17 protein-coding genes are annotated in these 20,505 nt (G+C 67.7%); 10 read left to right on the top strand and 7 right to left on the bottom strand.

Features of this window, described 5'->3' with window-relative positions; genetic code table 11:
- Positions 1-122 precede the first annotated feature (122 nt).
- Entirely contained in the window at positions 123-1,433 is a 1,311-nt protein-coding gene (locus tag MAA8898_RS17525; RefSeq protein WP_176445209.1) for a lytic murein transglycosylase, read from the top strand.
- Positions 1,434-1,540: 107 nt separating this feature from the next.
- Here MAA8898_RS17525 and MAA8898_RS17530 read toward each other — a convergent pair whose 3' ends face one another.
- The 5 genes from MAA8898_RS17530 to gpmI form a co-directional block, all read right to left on the bottom strand.
- Positions 1,541-2,023: a hypothetical protein gene (locus MAA8898_RS17530; protein ID WP_094022318.1), complete on the bottom strand. Its 483-nt coding sequence runs from the start codon at positions 2,021-2,023 to the stop codon at positions 1,541-1,543.
- Positions 2,023-2,508 (bottom strand): RNA pyrophosphohydrolase, encoded by a 486-nt coding sequence (locus MAA8898_RS17535; protein WP_094022319.1) that lies wholly within the window; start codon positions 2,506-2,508, stop codon positions 2,023-2,025. The genes MAA8898_RS17530 and MAA8898_RS17535 overlap by 1 nt, the downstream gene beginning before the upstream one ends.
- A gap of 132 nt (positions 2,509-2,640) precedes the next feature.
- The gene (locus MAA8898_RS17540) at positions 2,641-3,975 is read right to left on the bottom strand and encodes a S41 family peptidase (protein ID WP_094022320.1); all 1,335 of its coding nucleotides are present in this window, start codon (positions 3,973-3,975) and stop codon (positions 2,641-2,643) included.
- Positions 3,976-3,982: 7 nt separating this feature from the next.
- Entirely contained in the window at positions 3,983-5,095 is a 1,113-nt protein-coding gene (locus tag MAA8898_RS17545) for a murein hydrolase activator EnvC family protein (protein ID WP_245853456.1), read from the bottom strand.
- Complete coding sequence (gene gpmI / locus MAA8898_RS17550; RefSeq protein WP_094022321.1) at positions 5,092-6,603, bottom strand: 2,3-bisphosphoglycerate-independent phosphoglycerate mutase; 1,512 nt, start codon at positions 6,601-6,603, stop codon at positions 5,092-5,094. The genes MAA8898_RS17545 and gpmI overlap by 4 nt, the downstream gene beginning before the upstream one ends.
- A gap of 265 nt (positions 6,604-6,868) precedes the next feature.
- On the opposite strand from gpmI, the gene MAA8898_RS17555 reads away from it, so the two are divergent.
- Positions 6,869-7,615: a MipA/OmpV family protein gene (locus MAA8898_RS17555; RefSeq protein WP_176445210.1), complete on the top strand. Its 747-nt coding sequence runs from the start codon at positions 6,869-6,871 to the stop codon at positions 7,613-7,615.
- A gap of 113 nt (positions 7,616-7,728) precedes the next feature.
- Here the strand turns inward: MAA8898_RS17555 and carB are convergent, their stop codons facing one another.
- Positions 7,729-11,085 carry a carbamoyl-phosphate synthase large subunit gene (gene carB, locus MAA8898_RS17560; RefSeq protein ID WP_094022323.1) on the bottom strand — a complete coding sequence of 1,119 codons (3,357 nt, stop codon included), beginning with the start codon at positions 11,083-11,085 and terminating at the stop codon, positions 7,729-7,731.
- 291 nt (positions 11,086-11,376) lie between these two features.
- On the opposite strand from carB, the gene MAA8898_RS17565 reads away from it, so the two are divergent.
- From MAA8898_RS17565 to MAA8898_RS17590, 6 genes are all read left to right on the top strand, one after another.
- On the top strand, positions 11,377-11,985 hold the full coding sequence (locus MAA8898_RS17565; RefSeq protein WP_245853463.1) for a CPBP family glutamic-type intramembrane protease: 609 nt from the start codon (positions 11,377-11,379) through the stop codon (positions 11,983-11,985).
- A 41-nt stretch (positions 11,986-12,026) separates the two neighbouring features.
- Positions 12,027-13,715: a magnesium-protoporphyrin IX monomethyl ester anaerobic oxidative cyclase gene (gene bchE / locus MAA8898_RS17570; protein WP_094022325.1), complete on the top strand. Its 1,689-nt coding sequence runs from the start codon at positions 12,027-12,029 to the stop codon at positions 13,713-13,715.
- A complete protein-coding gene (gene bchJ, locus MAA8898_RS17575; protein ID WP_094022326.1) occupies positions 13,715-14,278 on the top strand; it encodes a bacteriochlorophyll 4-vinyl reductase in 564 nt (187 codons plus the stop codon). The genes bchE and bchJ overlap by 1 nt, the downstream gene beginning before the upstream one ends.
- A gap of 195 nt (positions 14,279-14,473) precedes the next feature.
- Positions 14,474-16,255 (top strand): aspartate--tRNA ligase, encoded by a 1,782-nt coding sequence (gene aspS, locus MAA8898_RS17580; RefSeq protein ID WP_094022327.1) that lies wholly within the window; start codon positions 14,474-14,476, stop codon positions 16,253-16,255.
- 99 nt (positions 16,256-16,354) lie between these two features.
- On the top strand, positions 16,355-17,728 hold the full coding sequence (locus tag MAA8898_RS17585) for a DUF1800 domain-containing protein (protein ID WP_094022328.1): 1,374 nt from the start codon (positions 16,355-16,357) through the stop codon (positions 17,726-17,728).
- 3 nt (positions 17,729-17,731) lie between these two features.
- The gene (locus tag MAA8898_RS17590) at positions 17,732-18,955 is read left to right on the top strand and encodes a DUF1501 domain-containing protein (protein WP_094022329.1); all 1,224 of its coding nucleotides are present in this window, start codon (positions 17,732-17,734) and stop codon (positions 18,953-18,955) included.
- Positions 18,956-18,962: 7 nt separating this feature from the next.
- Here MAA8898_RS17590 and MAA8898_RS17595 read toward each other — a convergent pair whose 3' ends face one another.
- On the bottom strand, positions 18,963-19,679 hold the full coding sequence (locus tag MAA8898_RS17595) for a response regulator (protein WP_094022330.1): 717 nt from the start codon (positions 19,677-19,679) through the stop codon (positions 18,963-18,965).
- A gap of 134 nt (positions 19,680-19,813) precedes the next feature.
- On the opposite strand from MAA8898_RS17595, the gene mce reads away from it, so the two are divergent.
- Positions 19,814-20,218 carry a methylmalonyl-CoA epimerase gene (gene mce / locus MAA8898_RS17600; RefSeq protein ID WP_094022331.1) on the top strand — a complete coding sequence of 135 codons (405 nt, stop codon included), beginning with the start codon at positions 19,814-19,816 and terminating at the stop codon, positions 20,216-20,218.
- Positions 20,218-20,505 carry a DUF1467 family protein gene (locus tag MAA8898_RS17605; RefSeq protein ID WP_094022332.1) on the top strand — a complete coding sequence of 96 codons (288 nt, stop codon included), beginning with the start codon at positions 20,218-20,220 and terminating at the stop codon, positions 20,503-20,505. Before mce ends, MAA8898_RS17605 begins: the two co-directional genes overlap by 1 nt.

Genomic DNA, 20,505 nt, shown 5'->3' on the forward strand with positions numbered 1-20,505 from the left:
GGCGATCCGCGTTTGTTCTTCGCACAAGGCGCCTCTCGCGTTAAGGTGGTGGAAAACAAACGGGCAGCAGGATCAGATTCATGACGTGGCGCGTGTGTCCCGGGCTCTTCGCCCTTTATTTCATGGCTTCTCCGGCCCTGGCCGAGACGGTCAAGGTGTCCCCGCGCCCCGTCGCCCGGGGCGAGACCGTGGCAGAACCGGAGTTGGTCAGCCGCGCCGCCGCCAGCCTGGACGGCATCGGCACCATCCGCCCCGTGGGCCGCCCCGCCGGGCTGGAGGCCGAGACGGCCCTGACAGCGCCCATCACCGGCACGCAGGAGGGGTTCCGCGCCTGGATCGTCGATTTCCGGCCCCGCGCCCTGGCGGCCGGGATCGACGCGCAGATCTATGATACCGCGTTCAAGGACGTGAGTTTTGACCGCAAGGTGGTGGAACGCGACCGCAACCAGTCCGAGTTCACCAAGACGATCTGGGATTACCTCGACAGCGCCGCGTCGGACGCGCGCGTCTCAAACGGCAAGGCGGCGCTGAAAAAGCACCGGGCGCTGCTGGACAGGATCGAGGCCGAATACGGCGTGCAGAAAGAGATCGTCGTGGCGATCTGGGGGCTGGAGTCGGCCTACGGCACCTTCAAGGGCAGCACCCCGGTGATCGAGGCCATGGCCAGCCTGGCCTACGACGCGCGCCGGGCGGAGTTCTTCGAGGCGCAGCTGATCGACGCGCTGATGATCCTGCAACAGGGCCATACCACGCCGGACAACCTGCTGGGCTCCTGGGCCGGTGCCATGGGGCACACGCAGTTCATGCCGGGGTCCTTCCAGACGCTGGCGGTGGATCATGACGGCGACGGGCACCGCGACATCTGGGGCGAGGATCCGGCCGACGCGCTGGCCTCGACCGCGAACTACCTCAAGTCGAACGGCTGGCAGACCGGCGTGCCCTGGGGCGTCGAGGTGACGCTGCCCAAGGGCTTTGACTACATGGAGGCCAAGCGCGAGTTGACCCGCCTTCCGTCAGCCTGGGCGCGCAAGGGTGTGCTGGGGCTCGACGGTCAGCCGGTGCAGGATTTCGGAGAGGCCTCGGTGCTGCTGCCGGCGGGGCACAAGGGCGCGGCCTTCCTGGTGTTCGACAACTTCGAGGTGATCGAGACCTACAACACGGCGGACGCCTACGTGATCGGGGTCGGGCACCTGGCGGATCGGATTTCCGGCGGCAGGCCGATCCAGGGCACCTGGCCGCGCGGCGACCGGGCGCTGACCTTCATGGAGCGGATCGAGCTGCAAAAGCGGCTGACGGCGGAAGGATTCGACACCCAGGGGATCGATGCCAAGATCGGGCCGCTGACGGTGGAGGCGGTACGGCAGTACCAGCGCGCGCAGGGGCTGGTGCCGGACGGCTATGCTTCGCTCGCGGTGCTGAACCGGCTGCGCTGACGGGGCGGTTTCGCCGCGCCGGGTGCGCGGCGACCGGATGGGGCTCTGCCCCCACACCCCTGGAATATTGTCGGACCCAAGATGTCACGCGGCCGGAACAGGGCGGCTCAGAAACCGCGTTCCTCGCAGGGACCGCCGACAAAGCAGCGGTGCAAGCGGTCGAGGTCCGCCCTTGCAGGGTTCGGGTACAACCAGTTGCCGCAGACCTCGGCCGGGATCACCCGCTTGCCGCCCTCGTGCCGGATGAAGGCCAGGTAGCGCCGACCGCTCTGCGGGCGGATGCACCACGGACCGAGGCATTGCACGCGCAGGGTGACATTGGCCTGGAAATCCCTGTTGAACCCGGTGCTGTCCAGCGACTTGCCCACGAACTGCGCGCGGATGTCGGTCTGCGGCGGGCCGTCTTCCTGGCGGTCGATGTCCACAACGGGCAACCGACCTTCGTCAAAGTCGAGCCGGCCGACGGCGATGCCCCAGCGGTCACTGGACTGCTCGGCAACTTTGAAGTCGCTCACCGGGTCCGGCGACAGGCAGGACAGTGACAGGGCGGGGGTGGCCAGCATGCCGAAAGCAAAGGCGATCCAGCGCATCACAGGTGCTCCCTGAATTCTTCGACAACCCGGGCGTAGACGGGCCGTTTGAACGGGACGATCTGGGCCACGACCTCGTCAGGCGCCAGCCAGCGCCACTCGGAAAACTCCTGATGATCGTCTGCGTCGATGCGCACCTGGTCGTCGGTGCCGTGGAAGCGCACCAGAAACCACTTCTGCTTCTGCCCCTTGTAGCGGCCTTTCCAAATCCTGGGCACGATGTCGTGCGGCAAGTCGTAGGTGATCCAGCCCTCTGTCTCGGCCTCCACGGTCACCAGGTCCGGTGTCACGCCGGTTTCTTCCTGCAACTCGCGCAGCGCGGCGGCGCGCGGGTCCTCATCCTTGTCGATCCCGCCCTGTGGCATTTGCCAGGCCGGGACCTCGCTGTCGTACCGCTGGCCGACAAAGGCATGGCCCTTGGCATTGACCAGCATCACCCCGACGTTGCGGCGATATGGCAGGTGGGCGATCTCCTCTGGCGTCATGGGTGGCCCCTTTCGATTGTGCGTCCGCCCCTTGTAGAGGCTGCGGACGCCGATCCGTCAAGCCCGCCCGCCAAAACGAAAACCGGCGGCCCCTTCGGACCGCCGGTTGTCAAAGCGCAGGGAGCGGCGCGATCAGTTGCGCGGTGCCAGCGCCGACAGGCCCTTGAGGATGTCGATGGCATAGGCCAACTGGTAGTCCTCTTCGCGGAGCTTGGCGGCGGCCTCGGCCTTGGCGCGGTCGGCCTCGATCTGCTCGATCTCCTCGGGGGTCAGCGAATCGTTGTCGAGGCTGCCGCGCAGGTCCGCTTCGGAGCGGCTGAAGGGGTTCGTCGATTCCTCCTCCGGCTCGGCATTCGGGTCGCGGCGGGGCTGGGCGACGACGATGTCGGGCGACACGCCCAACGCCTGGATCGAGCGCCCCGAAGGCGTGTAATACCGCGATGTGGTCAGGCGCATCGCGCCGTTGCCGCGCAGCGGCATCACGGTCTGGACCGAGCCCTTGCCAAATGACTTGGTGCCCACGACGATGGCGCGGCGATGATCCTGCAACGCGCCGGCCACGATCTCGGAGGCGGAGGCGGAGCCGCCGTTGATCAGCACCACCAGTGGCTTGCCCTCGGCCAGGTCGCCGGGCTGGGCGTTGTAGCGGTCGCCATCTGCCGGGTCGCGGCCACGGGTCGACACGATCTCGCCCTTGTCGAGAAAGGCATCGGCCACGGCGATCGCCTGGTTCAGCAGGCCGCCGGGGTTGTTGCGCAGGTCGATGACAAAGCCGTTGACCTTGTCCATACCGCCCGCCGCCTCGATTTCCTTGGCGATGCCGTCGGCGAGGTTGGGATAGGTCTGGTCGTTGAAGGTGGTGATGCGCAGCACGACGGTGCTGCCTTCCACGCGCGAGCGCACGGCGGTCAGCTTGATCGTGTCGCGGATGATCGAGACGTCAAAGGGCTCATCGACCCCTTCGCGGACCACAGTGATCACGATCTCGGACCCCACCGGCCCGCGCATCATGTCCACCGCCTGGTCCAGCGTCAGGCCCAGCACGGACTCGCGATCGACATGGGTGATGAAGTCACCCGCCTCGATGCCCGCCTCCATCGCCGGGGTGCCGTCGATCGGCGAGACCACCTTGACAAAGCCGTCCTCCTGCGTGACCTCGATGCCCAGACCGCCGAATTCGCCCCGGGTCTGCACGCGCATGTCGGCGGCATCGTCGGGCGGCAAGTAGCTGGAATGCGGGTCGAGCGAGGTCAGCATGCCGTTGATGGCCGCCTCGATCAGCTTGGTCTCATCAACTTCCTCGACATACTGCGCGCGGATGCGCTCGAAGATGTCGCCGAACAGGTCGAGTTGTTCGTAGACGGTCTGCGACCGGGCCTCCTGAGCCAGCAAGGGCCCCACGAACTGCGTGGTCGCCACCACCGATGCCAGCGTGCCGCCGACAGCGGCCATCACGAATTTCTTCATTCCTCAGTCATCCCTTGTCGGTTGTGAACCACCGCAGTGGATCGTCGGGCACGTCGCCCTCTCTGACCTCTATATAGAGCGTTTCCGTCCGGCCAGCGCCAGCCCCCTCACCGGAAGGTGACGCAATATTGCCGGCAGCGCCGCCCATCAGCCCCACCGGCGATCCGGCGGGCACCACCTGCCCCGCTTCGCCATAGGTGGTGTCCAGCCCCGCCAGCACGAACATCAGGTCCGCCTGCGGCTCGAGAATGACCACCAGGCCGTAGTCCAGCAGCGGCCCGGCATAGCGGATCGTGGCCGCCGTGGGGGTTGTCACCAGCGCGCCGGGGCGGGTCGCGACGACGATGCCGGGGCGGGTCACGCCGGCGGCATCGCGGGCGCCCGCCTCGCGCAGGACAACGCCGCGCACCGGCAGCGGCAGGCGGCCCTTCTGCTCGGCGATCGGCGGCAGCGGGGCGCTGTCCTCTTCCTCGGTGATCTCGGCCAGGCCCGAAGCGAAGCCCTGCAAGGTCTCGGTGGCCGAGATCAGGATGGCGGTGCGGATCGGGTCCTCGGTAAAGCGGCGCGGCAGGTCGGTGCGTTCGGCGATGGCCTGACTCAGCGCGGTGCGCGCGGCCTGCACGCCGGTCAGGCCCTCCTGCAAGGTGTCGGCCGCGCTTTGTTGCAGGCTGCGCAGGGCCGTGACCTCCTCGAGGTCGGCGCGCAGGGCGGCGGCCTTGGCGGCCAGCCCCGGCGTGACCTCGGCCACCAGCATCCCGGCGCGGACCGCACCCAGCGGTCCGTCCGGATGCACCAGCGTCTGCGGCGCGACGCGGTCGCCCACCGCCATCAGCGCGCCCAGCAACTTCGCGACCTCGGCCTCCTGCGCGGCCAGCTTCCGTGCCAACTCGGTCTCGCGGATCGCGGCGGCGCGCAGGCCCTCGCGCATGGCGGCAAGCCCGTCTTCGTAGGCGCGCACGGTGTCGGTCAGCGCCGCCACCCGGTCCTGCGCGTCCTCGGCGGTATCCAGCAGAACCGAAGCCGCCTCCAGCGCCTCGGCGGCGGCGCGGGCCTTGTCGCCCGCCTCCTGCGCGGACAGCGGCAGCGCCCAAAGCATCAGGATCACCGCAAGGCGTTTCACGCTATCAGGCTCTGCCCGGTCATTTCCTCGGGCTTCGGCAAGTCCATGAGCTGCAACAGGGTCGGCGCCACGTCGGCCAGCCGCCCGTCCCGCAGCTGCGTCACATCGGGCGCACCGTAGAGGATCACCGGCACGGGGTTCGTGGTGTGCGCGGTGTGCGGTCCGCCGGTTTCCGGGTCCACCATCGTCTCGCAGTTGCCGTGATCGGCGATGATCAGCAGCGCGCCGCCGGTTTCCTCGAGCTTGGCCACCACCTGCCCCAGCCCCTTGTCGACCGCCTCGCAGGCCTTCATCGCCGCCTGCAGGTCGCCGGTATGACCCACCATGTCCGGGTTGGCGTAGTTCACGACGATCAGGTCATAGCCCTTGCCGATGGCTTCGACGAACTTTTCCGTGACCTCGGCCGAGGACATCTCGGGTTGCATGTCATAGGTCGCCACCTTGGGCGATTTCGGCATGAAACGGTCCTCGTGCGGCTCGGGCGTTTCCTTGCCGCCGTTCAGGAAAAAGGTGACGTGCGGGTATTTCTCGGTCTCCGCCAGGCGGAACTGCGTCAGCCCATGCTTGGCCACCCATTCGCCCAGCGTGTTGCGGATGTCGCGGGGCGGAAACACCGCCGTCATGTGCGGCCGCAGGACATCGGAATACTCGACCATGCCCAGAACGGCGGAAAACGGCGCGTGGCCGGGACGGTCGAAACCGTCGAATTCGGGCAGGATCAGCGCCTCGAGGATCTCGCGCGCCCGGTCGGCGCGGAAGTTGACGAAAAACAGCCCGTCGTTTTCGCTGTGGATGCCCGCATAGCCGGCGATGGCGGTCGGCAGGATGAACTCATCGGTCTCGCCCCGCTCATGCGCGGCGCGGACGGCCTCTGTCGCGCTGGCGGCGGCGTGACCTTCTCCCGCGCGGATGCAGCGCCAGGCCTTTTCGACACGGTCCCAACGCGTGTCGCGGTCCATGGCAAAGTAGCGCCCGGTCACCGTGGCGATCCGCGCGCCCTGCGGCAGCGCGGCCTCCAGCGCGGCGATCTGCTCGGCGGCGGATTGCGGCGGCACGTCGCGCCCGTCGGTAAAGGCATGGATCCGCACCTCCAGCCCCGCATCGGTCAGCGCACGGGCGGCGGCGGCGATGTGGTCCTGGTGGGCATGGACACCGCCCGGCGAGGCAAGCCCGGCGAGGTGCGCGATACCGCCCTTGGACTTCACCGTTTCGGCGAAATCCCGCAGTGCCGCGTTGTCGAAAAAGGAGCCGTCCTCGATGGCCAGGTCGATCTGCCCGAGGTCCATGGCCACCACCCGGCCCGCGCCGATGTTGGTATGGCCGACCTCGGAATTGCCCATCTGCCCGCTGGGCAGGCCGACGTCCGGGCCATAGGTGACCAGCGTGGCATGGGGGCAGGTGGCGGTCAGGCGATCCATGGTGGGGGTATGGGCAAGCCTGGGTGCGTTGTTTGCCTCATCGTCACGCAGGCCCCAGCCGTCGAGAATGCAGAGGATGACGGGTTTCATGACAATGGCCCTCCGGTATGCTGTCGCGGAGGGTGTAGCAGGCGCGGCGGGCGATGTGGAGGGGCGATCCGCCCCGGCGCCCCGGGGACTTGGCGGGCTGGATCCGCCGGAAAGGGGCTTGCGTCCGAGGCCCGGCGGAACAAGGCGCTTTTGCGGCAACGGTCGCTGCCTTTGTGCGCGTGACAGAGCGGCGCTCTGGCGTCGGCAGACGGACATGCTATGTGTGCACAAAGCGCCCCGGCGCACCGCCCGATCGAGGACCGACATGACCCACACGACCGCCCTGACCACCGTCGCCGCCGCTCTGACCCTTGCGCTGACGCCGCTGTCGGCCCAGGCCAACGACAACCTGCTGCAATTCGAACTGGGCCTTGGGGCAGGCGTCGCACCGGCTTATGAAGGCGCGCAGAAATATACCACCGGGCCAGCCATCTCGGGCGGGTTGAGCGCGCTGGACTGGTGGGTGTTCAACCTCGACAAGGGCGACGGCATGGGCTTCAGCTTTGGCCCCTCCTTCCGCTACCTGGCAGAGCGCGACGACAAGGATTACAAGCGGCTGGCCGGCATCGACGACGTGGACGCGGCGCTGGAACTGGGCGCCAAGCTGGCCTACCGGATGCCCAACAGCGAAGTGTTTGGCGCGGTGCGCATGGGCGTGACCGGGCATGACGGCGTGGTCATGGACGTGGGTGTGGATGCGATCCTGTTCCCGGCCTCGGGGACCGAATTCCGTGTCGGCCCGCGCATCACGATGGCCAGCGACGCCTATGCCGACACCTATTTCACGGTGCCGACCGGGGCCTTCCTGCCCGCCTACGACGCCGACGGCGGCCTGCATTCCTACGGCATCGAGATGAGCCTGCGGCACGACTTCAACGACCAGTGGGCGATCAAGGGCACGGTGGGCTGGACGCAGCTGGCCGGATCGATCGGCGACTCGCCGGTCGTGCAGGAGCGCAATGCGGGCACGATCAGCGTGGTGGTGCTGCGCAAGTTCGACTGGCGCTGGTAAAAGGCGGCCCAGCGGGCGGTGGGTTGAAAACCCACCCTACCCCGGCTGCGGTGGTGGCGCTGACGCGCCCTGAGAAAGGCGTTCCGCCTGCGCCAAGACGCAGGCAGACCACCTCACCCCTGTAGCGATTTCACCATCAGCTCGCCCTCTTCCCGCGCCTTCATCGCCAGCGCCGCCGCATGGGCGCCCGCGCCGGTGGTGAAGTACGGGATCTTGTCGTAGAGCGCGACCGAGCGGATCTCGCGCGAGTCGGTGACGGCAGCCGCGCCCTCGGTGGTGTTGATCACCAGGTGAATCCTGCCGTCCTTCATCGCGTCGACGATATTCGGGCGGCCCTCGTAGACCTTCTTGACCAGCTGGCAGGCGATGTCGTGCGCCGCGAGGAACGACGCGGTGCCAGCGGTCGCCACGATGTCAAACCCGAGATCGACCAGGATGCGCGCGCAGTCGACCAGCTGCATGGTCTTGTCCTGATCCTTGATCGAAAAGAACACGGTGCCTTCGGTCGGTAGAACCGTCCCCGCGCCCATCTGCGCCTTGAGGAAGGCGCGGGCAAAGGAACGGTCCCAGCCCATGACCTCGCCGGTGGAGCGCATCTCGGGGCCGAGGATGGTGTCGACGCCGGGGAAGCGGGCGAAGGGCAGTACCGCCTCCTTGACCGAAAACCACGGCATGTCCGGATCGGCCAGCGTCATCGGGTCGGCCATCGGCAGGTCGCTGTCGTAGTCGGTATCCTCGGGGTAGCCTTCGCGCAGCGGGAAATTCGACAGCGGCTCGCCCGCCATGATGCGCGCGGCGATCGAGGCGATGGCGCTGTCGGTCGCCTTGGCGACAAAGGGCACGGTGCGCGAGGCGCGGGGGTTCACCTCGATCAGATAGATCTCGTCGTCCTTGATGGCGAACTGCACGTTCATCAGGCCGACCACGTTCAGCGCGCGGGCCAGCGCGTGGGTCTGCCGCTCGACCTCGTCCAGCAGCGTCCTGGACAGCGAGTAGGGCGGCAGGGAGCAGGCGGAGTCGCCCGAGTGCACGCCGGCCTCCTCGATGTGCTGCATGATACCGGCGACGTGAACGTTCTGCCCGTCACACAGCGCATCGACGTCCAGCTCGACCGCGCCGGACAGGTAGCTGTCCAGCAGCACCGGGCTGTCGCCCGACACGACGACCGCCTCGTTGATGTAGCGGCGCAGGTGGTCCATGTCGCGCACGATCTCCATCGCGCGGCCGCCCAGCACATAGGAGGGGCGGATCACCAGCGGAAAGCCGATGCTCTCGGCGATGGCCAGCGCCTGCGCGTCGGTCGAGGCGATGCCGTTGTGCGGCTGCTTCAGGCCCAGCTGGTTGACCAGCGCCTGGAACCGCTCGCGGTCCTCGGCCAGGTCGATGGCGTCGGGCGTGGTGCCGAGGATCGGGATGCCCTCGTCATGCAGCGCATTGGCCAGCTTCAGCGGCGTCTGGCCGCCGAACTGGACGATGACCCCGTGCAGGGTGCCGTTGTCCTGCTCGACCCGCAGGATCTCCATGACGTGTTCGAAGGTCAGCGGCTCGAAGTAGAGGCGGTCCGAGGTGTCGTAGTCGGTCGACACGGTCTCGGGGTTGCAGTTGACCATGATCGTCTCGTAGCCGACATCGCTGAGCGCAAAGCAGGCGTGGCAGCAGCAGTAGTCGAACTCGATCCCCTGGCCGATGCGGTTGGGACCGCCGCCGAGGATGACGACCTTTTTCCGGTCAGAGGGGCGCGCCTCGCATTCCACCTCGCCCATCATGGGCATCTCGTAGGTGGAATACATGTAAGGGGTCTGGGCCTCGAACTCGGCCGCGCAGGTGTCGATCCGCTTGAACACGGCGGTGACGCCCAGCGCGTGACGGCGGCTGCGCACGTCCTGTTCGGCAAAGCCGGTCAGCTTGGCCAGACGTGCGTCGGTGAAGCCCAGCATCTTGAGCGCGCGCATCCCGTCGGCGTCCTGCGGCAGGCCATTGGCGCGCACCTCGGCCTCGGCCTCGACGATCTCGCGGATGCGGGCCAGGAACCAGGGGTCATAGGCCGTGGCGCCCTGGATTTCGAGGTCCGACAACCCGTGGCGCATGGCCTGCGCGATGGTGCGCAGGCGGTCGGGGGTCTGGTCGGACAGCGCCTTGATCACGGCGGACTTGTCCCCTGCGGGGGACCAGGCGTCGGCACCGACGCCGGGAATGAGCACCTCGTCAAAGCCGGTCAGGCCGGATTCCATCGAGGCCAGCGCCTTTTGCATCGACTCGTGGATGGTACGGCCGATGGCCATGGCCTCGCCCACCGATTTCATCGCGGTGGTCAGCTTGGGCTCGGCGCCCGGGAACTTTTCAAAGGCGAACTTCGGGATCTTGGTCACGACGTAGTCGATGGTCGGCTCGAAGGAGGCGGGCGTCACCTTGGTGATGTCGTTGTCCAGTTCGTCCAGCGTGTAGCCGACAGCCAGCTTGGCGGCGATCTTGGCAATCGGGAACCCCGTCGCCTTGGAGGCGAGCGCCGAGGATCGCGACACGCGCGGGTTCATCTCGATCACGACCATGCGACCGTCTTCCGGGTTCACCGCCCACTGCACGTTCGACCCGCCGGTCTCCACCCCGATCTCGCGCAGAACGGCGATGGAGCCGTTGCGCATGATCTGGTATTCCTTGTCGGTCAGCGTCAGCGCGGGGGCGACGGTGATGCTGTCGCCGGTGTGCACGCCCATCGGATCGACGTTCTCGATGGCGCAGACGATGATCGCGTTGTCCGCCTTGTCGCGGACGACCTCCATCTCGAATTCCTTCCAGCCCAGCAGGCTTTCGTCGATCAGGATCTGGCCCACGGGCGAGGCGTCCATGCCCGAGCGGCAGTAATGGATGTAGTCCTCGCGGTTGTAGGCCACGCCGCCGCCGGTGCCGCCCAGGGTATAGGCGGGGCGGATGATGGCGGGCAGGCCGACGTATTCCAGCGCCTCCAGCGCGATCTCGACGCCCTTGGCCAGGTCGCGCTTGCCGTTGTCCTTCTTGGGGGCGGTGACGATCGTCGCCTTGGGGTTTTCCAGGCCGATGCGGTCCATCGCCTCGCGGAACAGCTTGCGGTCCTCGGCCATCTCGATGGCGGCGCGCTTGGCGCCGATCATCTCGACGCCGTATTTCTCCAGCACGCCCATTTCCTCGAGCGCCAGCGAAGTGTTCAGCCCGGTCTGCCCGCCCATGGTGGGCAGCAGCGCGTCGGGGCGTTCCTTTTCGATGATCTTGGCGACGATCTCGGGGGTGATCGGCTCGATGTAGGTGGCGTCGGCCAGTTCCGGGTCGGTCATGATGGTGGCCGGGTTCGAGTTCACCAGGATGACCCGGTATCCCTCTTCGCGCAGGGCCTTGCAGGCCTGGGCGCCGGAGTAATCGAACTCGCAGGCCTGTCCGATGACGATGGGCCCCGCGCCGATGATCATGATGGACTTGATGTCGGTACGCTTGGGCATCGTCGGCTCCGTCTGTGTCCCGCGGCCGGATGACCCGGGAGTCCTCTCGCAAATTGTCGGCGTTATAGACGGCGCGCCCCCAAGCGCAAGCCTCGAAACCGGCGGCAAGGCCGGCAGGGCCGAACCCACTGCCTCTCTCTGCCTTGTGACCGTCGCACGGGGGATGCCGAGATGAGCCTTTTGTCGGACGTTCAGGCCCTTGTACCGCGCCGGTCCCGGCTCTGGGCCGGGTTCGTCGGCTTGTTTGTTGTGGGGCCCGTGGTGATCGCCTTGGCCTTTCCACCGAACCTGATGTTTCCCCTGCTGTTCGGCTTTACCGCGCTGGGGCTGGTGCTGCTGCACCTGACGCCGGGGTTCGAATGGCGGTCGCTGGCGCGGGGCGCGGGGCGGATCGACTGGCGGCGCGTGGCGGGCTTCGCGCTGGCGACGATCATGGTCGGCTCCGGCGCGCTGTGGCTGACGGCGCCGGGGGCGACATTCTTCCTGGTCTGGCACAGCCTGGCGCTGATGCTGATGATCGCGGCGCTATGCCCGGTGCTGTCGGCCCTGCCGCAGGAGCGGGTGTTCCGGCCGCTGTCCTTTCGCCGCTACGGCGGGCTATTGCCCGGAGGCGACACCGCGCCGCTGGTGCTGAACGCCGTGCTGTTTTCGTTGGCGCACCTGATGTGCTGGAGCTGGATCGCCACGCTGATGACCTTTTCCGGCGGGCTGATCTTTGCCTGGGCCTACGAGCGGCGCGGCAACTTTCCAGAGGCGGTGATGCTGCATTCAGTGGCCGGAGTGATCGTCTTTGCGCTGGGGCTGAGGGCTTTCTTCTACTCGGGGAACGTTCAGCAGCCGTTCCAGGCCGGGGCGCGCGTCACACGGCAAGACCAGTTGATCTGTGTCAATTACAGTTGACATATTGAGTGTCAACTTCTGCCAAACAGCGGAGGTCTGCCATGCGAATCCTGTTCATCCACCCGAACTACCATTCTGGCGGGGCCGAGATCGCGGGCAATTGGCCGCCTGCCTGGGTCGCCTACCTGACGGGCCACCTGCGCCAGGCGGGGTTCGACGACATCCATTTCATCGACGCGATGACCAACGACATCGACGACGCGCGGCTGGGCGACATGATCGCCGAATTGCAGCCCGATGCCGTGGGCCTCACCTCGATCACGCCCAACATCTATCGCGCCGAAGAGGCGTTGCGCATCGCACATGAGCGGGTGCCGAACGCGGTGCGCATCCTGGGCGGGGTCCATGCCACCTTCATGTACAAGCAGGTACTGTCCGAGGCGCCCTGGGTCGACGTGATCGTGCGGGGCGAGGGCGAGGAGATCGTCGTCAACCTGATGCTGGCCATCGCCACCGGCCGCTGGCCCGAGGACCGCCACCGCATTCACGGCCTGGCCTTCCGCGAGGGCGACGAGATCAAGGCAACGCCCGCCGCCTCGACCGTCAAGAACCTGGACGCGATCAAGCCGGACTGGTCGATCATCGACTGGGAGAAATACATCTACATTCCGCTGGGCACGCGGGTCGCCATTCCGAACATGGCGCGAGGTTGCCCCTTTACCTGTTCCTTCTGCTCGCAGTGGAAGTTCTGGCGCGACTACCGCGTGCGCGATCCCATCGCCGTTGTCGACGAGATCGAGGACCTTGTGAACACTCACGGCGTCGGCTTCTTCATCCTTGCGGACGAGGAGCCCACCATCAACCGCAAGAAGTTCACCCAGTTCTGCGAAGAGCTGATCGCCCGTGACCTGCCGCGCCGCGTGCAATGGGGCATCAACACCCGCGTGACCGACATCTACCGAGACCGCGACCTATTGAAGTTCTACCGCAAGGCAGGCCTCGTGCACGTCTCCCTGGGCACCGAGGCGGCGGCGCAGCTGAAGCTGGACCTGTTCAACAAGGAAACCAAGGTCGAGGAGAACAAGGAGGCAATCCGCCTGCTGCGCGACGCCGACATCTTTACCGAGGCGCAGTTCATCGTCGGTCTCGACAACGAGACGCCCGAGACGCTGGAAGAAACCTTCCGGATGGCCTGGGACTGGCAGCCGGACCTGGCCAACTGGTCGATGTACACGCCCTGGCCCTTTACCCCGCTGTTCCAGGAACTGAAGGACAAGGTCGAGATCTTCGACTTCTCGAAATACAACTTCGTGACCCCGATCATGAAGCCCGCCGCCATGACGCGGGGCGAATTACTGGACGGGGTGATGAAGAACTACCGCCGCTTCTACATGCGAAAGGCGCTGTTCCACTACCCCTGGCGCGGCACCGGATACCGGCGGCGCTACCTGCTGGGTTGTCTCAAGGCCTTCCTCAAGGCGGGGGTCAACCGCACCTTCTACGACCTCGGCAAGGCGGGTTACTGGGGTCCGCAGACAAAGGCCAAGGTGCACTTCGACTTTGACGAATCGCGGCAACTGGCCGAGGCGCAGTTGGAGGACTGGGAAGCTGCCGCCGACCGCGCCGCGCGCGCCAAGGAGCGCCGCGAGGCGGTGCGCGACCAGATGAAGGAGCGCGCGCAGGACCGGGCGCAGGACCGGGAGACCGCCGAGGCGCCCAAACCGTTCCGGATGCCCGGCGAGGCGGTCAAGGCCTGCGGCGGAGGTGACCAGCAGATGGAAGACGTCTGATGCCGCGCGACCTGTCGGGCGAGGGCGGCGCGCGGATCGGGCCGAACGCGATCCTGCAACTGGTGCCGGTGCTGGATGAAGAGATCGGGGTGCCGGCGCGGATGGCACTGATGGCGGGCATCGGGGTGGCGGTGCCGTCGGGTGACCGCATGATCCCCGAGGCCCCCGCCATGCTGCTGCACGGCGAGGTCCGGGCGCGGTGCGGTGCAAGGGCGGCCGGGGTGCTGGCGCGCGCGGGACGGCGGACGGGACACTACATCCTGACCCACCGGATTCCGGACCTGGCGCAGGCTGTGCTGCGCGCGCTGCCCCGGCGCCTTGCGGCAAGGATGCTGTCGCGGGCGATCGCGAAACACGCCTGGACCTTTGCCGGGTCGGCCAGCTTCCACGTCGACGGCCCGTGGCGGTTCCGCATCACCGGGCAGCCCGATCTGAGCGACCCGGCGCGCGCCGCCTGGCACGCGGCGGTGTTCGAAACGCTGTACCGCGCGCTGGTCCACCCCGCCGCGCGCTGCCGCGCGACGGCACTGCCCGACGGAAGCCTGTTCGACCTGAGCCTCTGACCCGCCTGCCCCGCTGGGGGCCTGCCCTGACCGACCGCCGCCTTGCCCCCCCGTTGGCGTGCTATGGACCTTTTCCGGTGACACTGCCGGGCGGATCGCGCCGAATCGCGGCAAATCGGGGCGTCTCCCTTGACTTCCACCCGGTGTAGGGATGTATCGGCGCCTGACTTTTGCACATTCTTCAAGGGGCACGACATGCACGCCTACCGCAGCCATACCTGCGCCGGACTGACCAAGGCCAACGTCGGCGAAACCGTCCGCCTGTCGGGCTGGGTGCACCGCATCCGCGACCACGGCGGCGTTCTGTTCATCGACCTGCGCGACCATTACGGCGTGACGCAGGTGCTGTGCGACCCGGACAGCCCGGTGTTCAACGCGGTGGAAAAGGTGCGCAGCGAATGGTGCATCCGCATCGACGGCACGGTAAAGGCGCGCGACGCCGCGCTGGTCAACCCCAAGATCCCGACCGGCGAGATCGAGGTCTTTGTCCGCGACCTCGAGGTGCTGGGCGAGGCGCAGGAACTGCCGCTGATGGTCTTCGGCGACCAGGAATACCCCGAGGAGACCCGCCTGCGGCACCGCTACCTGGACCTGCGCCGCGACGCGATGCAGACCACGATGAAGCTGCGTTCGGACGTTGTCGCCTCCATGCGCAAGCGGATGTGGGGCAAGGGTTTCCGCGAGTACCAGACGCCGATCATCACCGCCTCCAGTCCCGAGGGCGCGCGCGACTTCCTGGTGCCGTCGCGGCTGCACCCGGGCAAGTTCTACGCGCTGCCGCAGGCGCCGCAGCAGTTCAAGCAGCTGATCATGGTGTCGGGCTACGACCGCTATTTCCAGATCGCGCCCTGCTTCCGCGACGAGGACCCGCGCGCCGATCGGTCGCCCACCGACTTCTACCAACTGGACATGGAGATGTCCTTTGTCACCCAGCAGGACATCTTTGACACCATCGGGCCGGTGCTGGCCGGGGTGTTCGAGGAATTCGCCGAAGGCAAAAAGGTGGACGACCCGGCGACCTGGCCGCAGATCCCCTATGCCGAGTCGGCGCTGAAATACGGCACCGACAAGCCCGACCTGCGCAACCCGATCGAGATGCAGGTGGTGTCCGAGCATTTCGCCGGCTCCGGCTTTGCCATCTTTGCCAAGCTGCTGGAGCAGGAGGGAACGGAGATCCGCGCGATCCCCGCGCCCGGCGGCGGCAGCCGCAAGTTCTGCGACCGCATGAACGCCTGGGCGCAGAAAGAGGGCCTGCCGGGGATGGGCTACATTTTCTGGCGCGAGACCGATGGCGCGATGGAGGCGGCCGGTCCGCTGGCCAAGAACATCGGCCCCGAACGCACCGAGGCGATCCGCCAGCAGCTGGGCCTGGGCGTCGGCGACGCGGCCTTCTTCCTGGGCGGCAAGCCGCAGGCGTTCCAGCGCATCGCCGGCAAGGCGCGCGACGTGCTGGGCGCCGAGCTGGGCCTGATCGACGAGAACCGTTTTGCCTTTGCCTGGATCGTCGACTTCCCGATCTACGAAAAGGACGAGGAAACCGGCGAGATCGACTTTGAACACAACCCCTTCTCCATGCCGCAGGGCGGGATGGAGGCGCTGATGGGCGACCCGATGAAGGTGCGCGGCTTCCAGTACGACCTGGCCTGCAACGGCTACGAGATCGTATCGGGCGCGATCCGTAACCACAAGCCCGAGGTCATGGTCAAGGCCTTCGAGATCGCGGGCTACGGCGAGGAAGAGGTCAAGAGCCGCTTTGGCGCGCTCTACAACGCCTTCCACTACGGCGCCCCGCCGCACGGCGGCTGTGCCGCGGGCATCGACCGGATCGTGATGATCCTGGCGGGCACCTCGAATATCCGCGAGGTCATCATGTTCCCGATGAACCAGCGCGCCGAGGACCTGATGATGAACGCGCCCTCCGCGCCCAGCTCGGACCAGCTGATGGAACTGAGCCTGCGCGTCACCCCGCGCGACTGACGCACGACCGGGGCGCTTTCCCGCCTGCACCGCCCGATGCGGCGGTGCATCCGCGCCGCACCGCGCCTATATTGGGCCTGTCCCCCATGAGGCAGGCCCATGTTCGACGCCGTTCTTGCCGATGTCCGCTTTGGCTGCGGGCGCTCCCCCCGGATCGCCCCGCCCGCCAATGTCGAGGCGCTGCTGGACGGGCTGCGTGGTCCGGACGTGATGGCCGCGCGCTTTCCGATCCAGCCCTTTGACGGCTTTCTCGTCCGGGTGGGCGAAAGCTATGCGCTGGGCAAGATCATCCGCCAGAATGCCGGCACCGAAGCGGGCGACACCGCGCAGGAGGCGCTGCGCCAGATGAACCGCGACGCGCGCGTGGACCAGCGCGGCTGGCTGGTGGCGCATGCCGCGCGGCGGATCAACAGCGCAACCCCGCTGCGCGAGCGGCTGGAAAGCTTCTGGGCCGATCATTTCACCGCGCGCGGCAAGGCCGGGCCGATGCAGATGGCGACCTCGCCGTTCATCGAATCGGCGATCCGGCCGCACCTGGCGGGACGCTTCCAGGACCTGCTGATTTCCGCCGTGACGCATCCCCTGATGCTGCATTACCTGGACCAGAACGCCGCCGCCGGACCGAATTCGCCGCAGGCGCTGCGTCTGGGCAAGGCCAAGGGGCTGAACGAGAACCTCGCCCGCGAACTGCTGGAGCTGCACACGCTGGGGGTCGGCGGCCCCTACACCCAGACCGACGTGCGCGAGCTGGCCGAACTGCTGACCGGGCTGGCCTTCACCCCCGACAAGGGGACCGTGTTCCGCCGTCCGCTGGCCGAACCGGGGGCCGAGACGGTGCTGGGCATGCGCTATGGCGGCGATTTACCGGCGGTGCTGGAAGACATCCATGCCGCGCTGCGCGACCTGGCGCGCCACCCCGCCACCGCGCGGCACATCGCCGGCAAGCTGGCAGTGCATTTCGTGTCGGACACCCCCGACCCGGCGCTTGTGGCCACGGTCGCGGAGGCCTGGGTTGCCACCGGGGGCGACCTGATCGAGGTCTACGCGGCGCTCCTGCGCCATCCCGCGGCCTGGGACCCGGCGCCTGCCAACGCCAAGACACCGTTCGACTTCGTGACCTCCGCCTGCCGCGCGCTGGACGTGCCGGAGGCGGCGCTGGCGCACGGGACGGCGCAGCGGCTGATGGAGCCGATGCGCCTGATGGGCCAGTTCTGGCAGCAGTCCGCCGGGCCGGACGGCCTGCCCGAAGAGGACGCCGCATGGTTCACGCCGCAGGGGCTGGCCGCGCGGGTGCAATGGGCCTTTCTGGCACCGCAGTACCTGCGCCCCGACCTGCCGGACCCGCGCGATTTTGTCGAGATGGCGCTTGGTGGGCGCGCGCCGAAGGCGGTGCGCTTTGCCGCCGCCGCTGCTGAAACGCGCGCCGACGGGATCGGCGTGGTGCTGGCCTCCCCGGCCTTTCAGAGGATGTGAGTGATGGACCGACGCGCCTTTCTGACCCGCAGCGCCGCGCTGGGCTGTTCACTGGCCGCCAGTCCGCTGGTCACCCCGGTCAGCTTTGCCGCAGCCCCCGGCGAGGGGCGGCTGGTGGTGATCATCCTGCGCGGCGGGATGGACGGGCTGGGTGTCGTCACGCCCTACGGCGACCCGGATTTCGCGGCCCTCGGGCGGCCGGCCGTCGACCTCGCGGGCGGCAAGGCCTTTGACCTCGACGGCCGCTTTGCGCTGAACGGCGCGCTGGCGCCGCTGATGCCCTTGTGGACGGCGGGTGAGCTGGCCTTTGCCCACGCCGTGTCGACCCCCTACCGCAACAAGCGCAGCCATTTCGACGGGCAGGACCTGCTGGAGGCCGGCGTGCCCCACACCGATGCGCCGCTGCCGGGCGACGGATGGCTGAACCGGCTGTTGCAGCAGTTGCCCGGCGCCACCGGACAGACCGCCTACGCCGTGGGCAGCGACCCGTTCCGCATCCTGTCCGGGCCCGCTCCGGCCAGCCGCTGGACCCCGGAAGCCAACCTGCGCCTGTCGCCGCAGGCGATCCGGCTGACCGAAATGGTCATGCAGTCGGACCCGGCCATGGCCTCGGCGCTGGCCTCGGCCTTTGCGCTGGCCGGCAGTGATGGCGATTCGCTGGCTTTTTCCGGGGACCCGGGCGAGATGATGGCGGCGGCGCGCAGCGACATGCTGCCGGGCAAGGACCAGCAGCGACCGGGGCGCGTGCTGGCGCAGTTCACCGCCGACAGGCTGCGCGAGGAAGCGCGGATTGCCTGCTATTCTCTGACCGGCTGGGACACCCACACCGTGCAGGAGCGCAACCTGGGCCGGGCACTGTCGCAGCTGTCCGACTCGGTTCTGACGCTGAAGGACGGGCTGGGTCCCCATTGGGGCACCACCGCCGTTGTCGCGGTGACCGAGTTCGGCCGCACCGCGCGGTGGAACGGATCGGGCGGGACGGACCATGGCACCGCCGGGGCCATGCTGCTGGCAGGCGGCGCGCTGCGCGGCGGTCGCGTGATCGCGGACTGGCCCGGGCTGAACGAGGCCGCGCTGTTCCAGGGCCGCGACCTGATGCCGGCACGGGACCTGCGCGCGCACTTGGGATGGCTGATGCGCGGGCTGTTCGGCGTCGGGACGGATGCGCTGGAACGCGCTGTCTTTCCCGGGCTCGACCTGGGCGACGATCCGGGGCTGCTGTCCTGACCGGCGTTCAGATCGCCATGCGGTCTGCCAGGCGGTCCTGCACCAGCGCCGAGATCCGGGTGATGCCGGACCCCGTCGGCCGGCCCGCGGCGCGGGCATCGGCCAGGTCCTCTGCCGCCTTCTGCAGGATGCCGTCGCCTGCGCTGCGGGCGACCCCGGCCAGGAACTGCGTGAGATAGGACAGGGTGCCGTCGTCGCCCGCCTCCTGCAGGACATCGGCGGCATGGGCCATGTCGTCGCGGTAGGCCAGCGGATCGGGCGACACCGGGTCATCGCTGACAAGGCGCGGGCCGGTGGGGCGACGTTCGGGCGGCAGCGCGGTCAGGATCGCATTCTGGAAGGCGATGACCGAAGACACCGGCTTGGCCAGGAAACCGTCCGCCCCGGCGGCCAGCGCCACCTCCTCGGCAAAGGTGTCGCCGCTGGTGCCCAGCACCACGTCGACGCGCGGGCAGGCGATGGACAGTTCCGAGATCAGCTCTGCCCCCGATCCATCCGGCAGCCCAAGGTCCACGATGACCACGCTGGGCCGGTACACCTGCAGGTGCCGGCGCGCCGATTTCAGACAATCCGCCCGGCGGATGCGCGCGCCCGAGCGCAGGCACAACAGCCGCATGGCATCGCAGGAATAGCGGCTGTCCTCGACCACCAGGATCGTGAGGCCCAGCAGCGGCCGGGTGGCCGTGGGCCGCAGGTGCAGGGCGAGTCGTTCATTGTCGTCCATGTCAGAGCCTCCTCATCGAGTCGCCCTCAGATTGGACCGACAGGGTGAACAAGCGGTTAAGGGTCGCACCGGCTTGTCGGGAAGTGGGTGAAACGCCATAACCCAAGACAACCACCGCTTTGGAGAGACGACAGATGATCGGACGCCTGAACCACGTTGCCATCGCCGTGCCCGACCTCGAGGCCGCCGCCGCGCAGTACCGCACCGCACTGGGCGCAAAGGTGGGCGCGCCCCAAGACGAGCCCGACCACGGCGTGACCGTGATCTTCATCGAACTGCCGAACACCAAGATCGAACTGCTCTACCCGCTGGGCGAAAACTCCCCGATCAAGGGGTTCCTCGACAAGAACCCCTCGGGCGGGATCCACCATGTCTGCTACGAGGTCGACGACATCCTGGCCGCGCGCGATCACCTGAAGTCGACCGGCGCGCGGGTACTGGGCACCGGCGAGCCAAAGATCGGCGCGCATGGCAAGCCGGTGCTGTTCCTGCACCCCAAGGACTTCAACGGCTGCCTTGTGGAACTGGAGCAGGTCTGATGGGCATCACCTCGGGCATCGTCCTTTTTGCGGTGATCTGGTTCCTGACCTTCCTGATCGTGATCCCGATCCGGCTGCAGACGCAGGGGGACGTGGGCGAGGTCGTGCCCGGCACCCATGCCGGCAGCCCCGAGGTCCACAACCTCAAGCGCAAGGCCTGGATCACCACGGCCATTTCGGCGGTGATCTGGGCGATCCTCGCCTCGATCATCCTTCTGGAGATTGTCACCGTGCGCGACATCGACCGCTGGATGTTCAACCGGATGGATGGCGTCCAGGTCGAATAA

The organism is Antarctobacter aquimaris, assembly GCF_900184945.1.
Lineage (GTDB): Bacteria > Pseudomonadota > Alphaproteobacteria > Rhodobacterales > Rhodobacteraceae > Maliponia > Maliponia aquimaris.

What these genes read in the sequence shown, in the direction of transcription:
- MAA8898_RS17525 (WP_176445209.1), top strand. Translation starts at nt 123, where the DNA reads ATGGCTTCTCCGGCCCTGGCCGAGACGGTCAAGGTGTCCCCGCGCCCC.
- MAA8898_RS17530 (WP_094022318.1), bottom strand. Translation starts at nt 2,023, where the DNA reads ATGCGCTGGATCGCCTTTGCTTTCGGCATGCTGGCCACCCCCGCCCTG.
- MAA8898_RS17535 (WP_094022319.1), bottom strand. Translation starts at nt 2,508, where the DNA reads ATGACGCCAGAGGAGATCGCCCACCTGCCATATCGCCGCAACGTCGGG.
- MAA8898_RS17540 (WP_094022320.1), bottom strand. Translation starts at nt 3,975, where the DNA reads ATGAAGAAATTCGTGATGGCCGCTGTCGGCGGCACGCTGGCATCGGTG.
- gpmI (WP_094022321.1), bottom strand. Translation starts at nt 6,603, where the DNA reads ATGAAACCCGTCATCCTCTGCATTCTCGACGGCTGGGGCCTGCGTGAC.
- MAA8898_RS17555 (WP_176445210.1), top strand. Translation starts at nt 6,869, where the DNA reads ATGACCCACACGACCGCCCTGACCACCGTCGCCGCCGCTCTGACCCTT.
- carB (WP_094022323.1), bottom strand. Translation starts at nt 11,085, where the DNA reads ATGCCCAAGCGTACCGACATCAAGTCCATCATGATCATCGGCGCGGGG.
- MAA8898_RS17565 (WP_245853463.1), top strand. Translation starts at nt 11,377, where the DNA reads ATGTTTCCCCTGCTGTTCGGCTTTACCGCGCTGGGGCTGGTGCTGCTG.
- bchE (WP_094022325.1), top strand. Translation starts at nt 12,027, where the DNA reads ATGCGAATCCTGTTCATCCACCCGAACTACCATTCTGGCGGGGCCGAG.
- bchJ (WP_094022326.1), top strand. Translation starts at nt 13,715, where the DNA reads ATGCCGCGCGACCTGTCGGGCGAGGGCGGCGCGCGGATCGGGCCGAAC.
- aspS (WP_094022327.1), top strand. Translation starts at nt 14,474, where the DNA reads ATGCACGCCTACCGCAGCCATACCTGCGCCGGACTGACCAAGGCCAAC.
- MAA8898_RS17585 (WP_094022328.1), top strand. Translation starts at nt 16,355, where the DNA reads ATGTTCGACGCCGTTCTTGCCGATGTCCGCTTTGGCTGCGGGCGCTCC.
- MAA8898_RS17590 (WP_094022329.1), top strand. Translation starts at nt 17,732, where the DNA reads ATGGACCGACGCGCCTTTCTGACCCGCAGCGCCGCGCTGGGCTGTTCA.
- MAA8898_RS17595 (WP_094022330.1), bottom strand. Translation starts at nt 19,679, where the DNA reads ATGGACGACAATGAACGACTCGCCCTGCACCTGCGGCCCACGGCCACC.
- mce (WP_094022331.1), top strand. Translation starts at nt 19,814, where the DNA reads ATGATCGGACGCCTGAACCACGTTGCCATCGCCGTGCCCGACCTCGAG.
- MAA8898_RS17605 (WP_094022332.1), top strand. Translation starts at nt 20,218, where the DNA reads ATGGGCATCACCTCGGGCATCGTCCTTTTTGCGGTGATCTGGTTCCTG.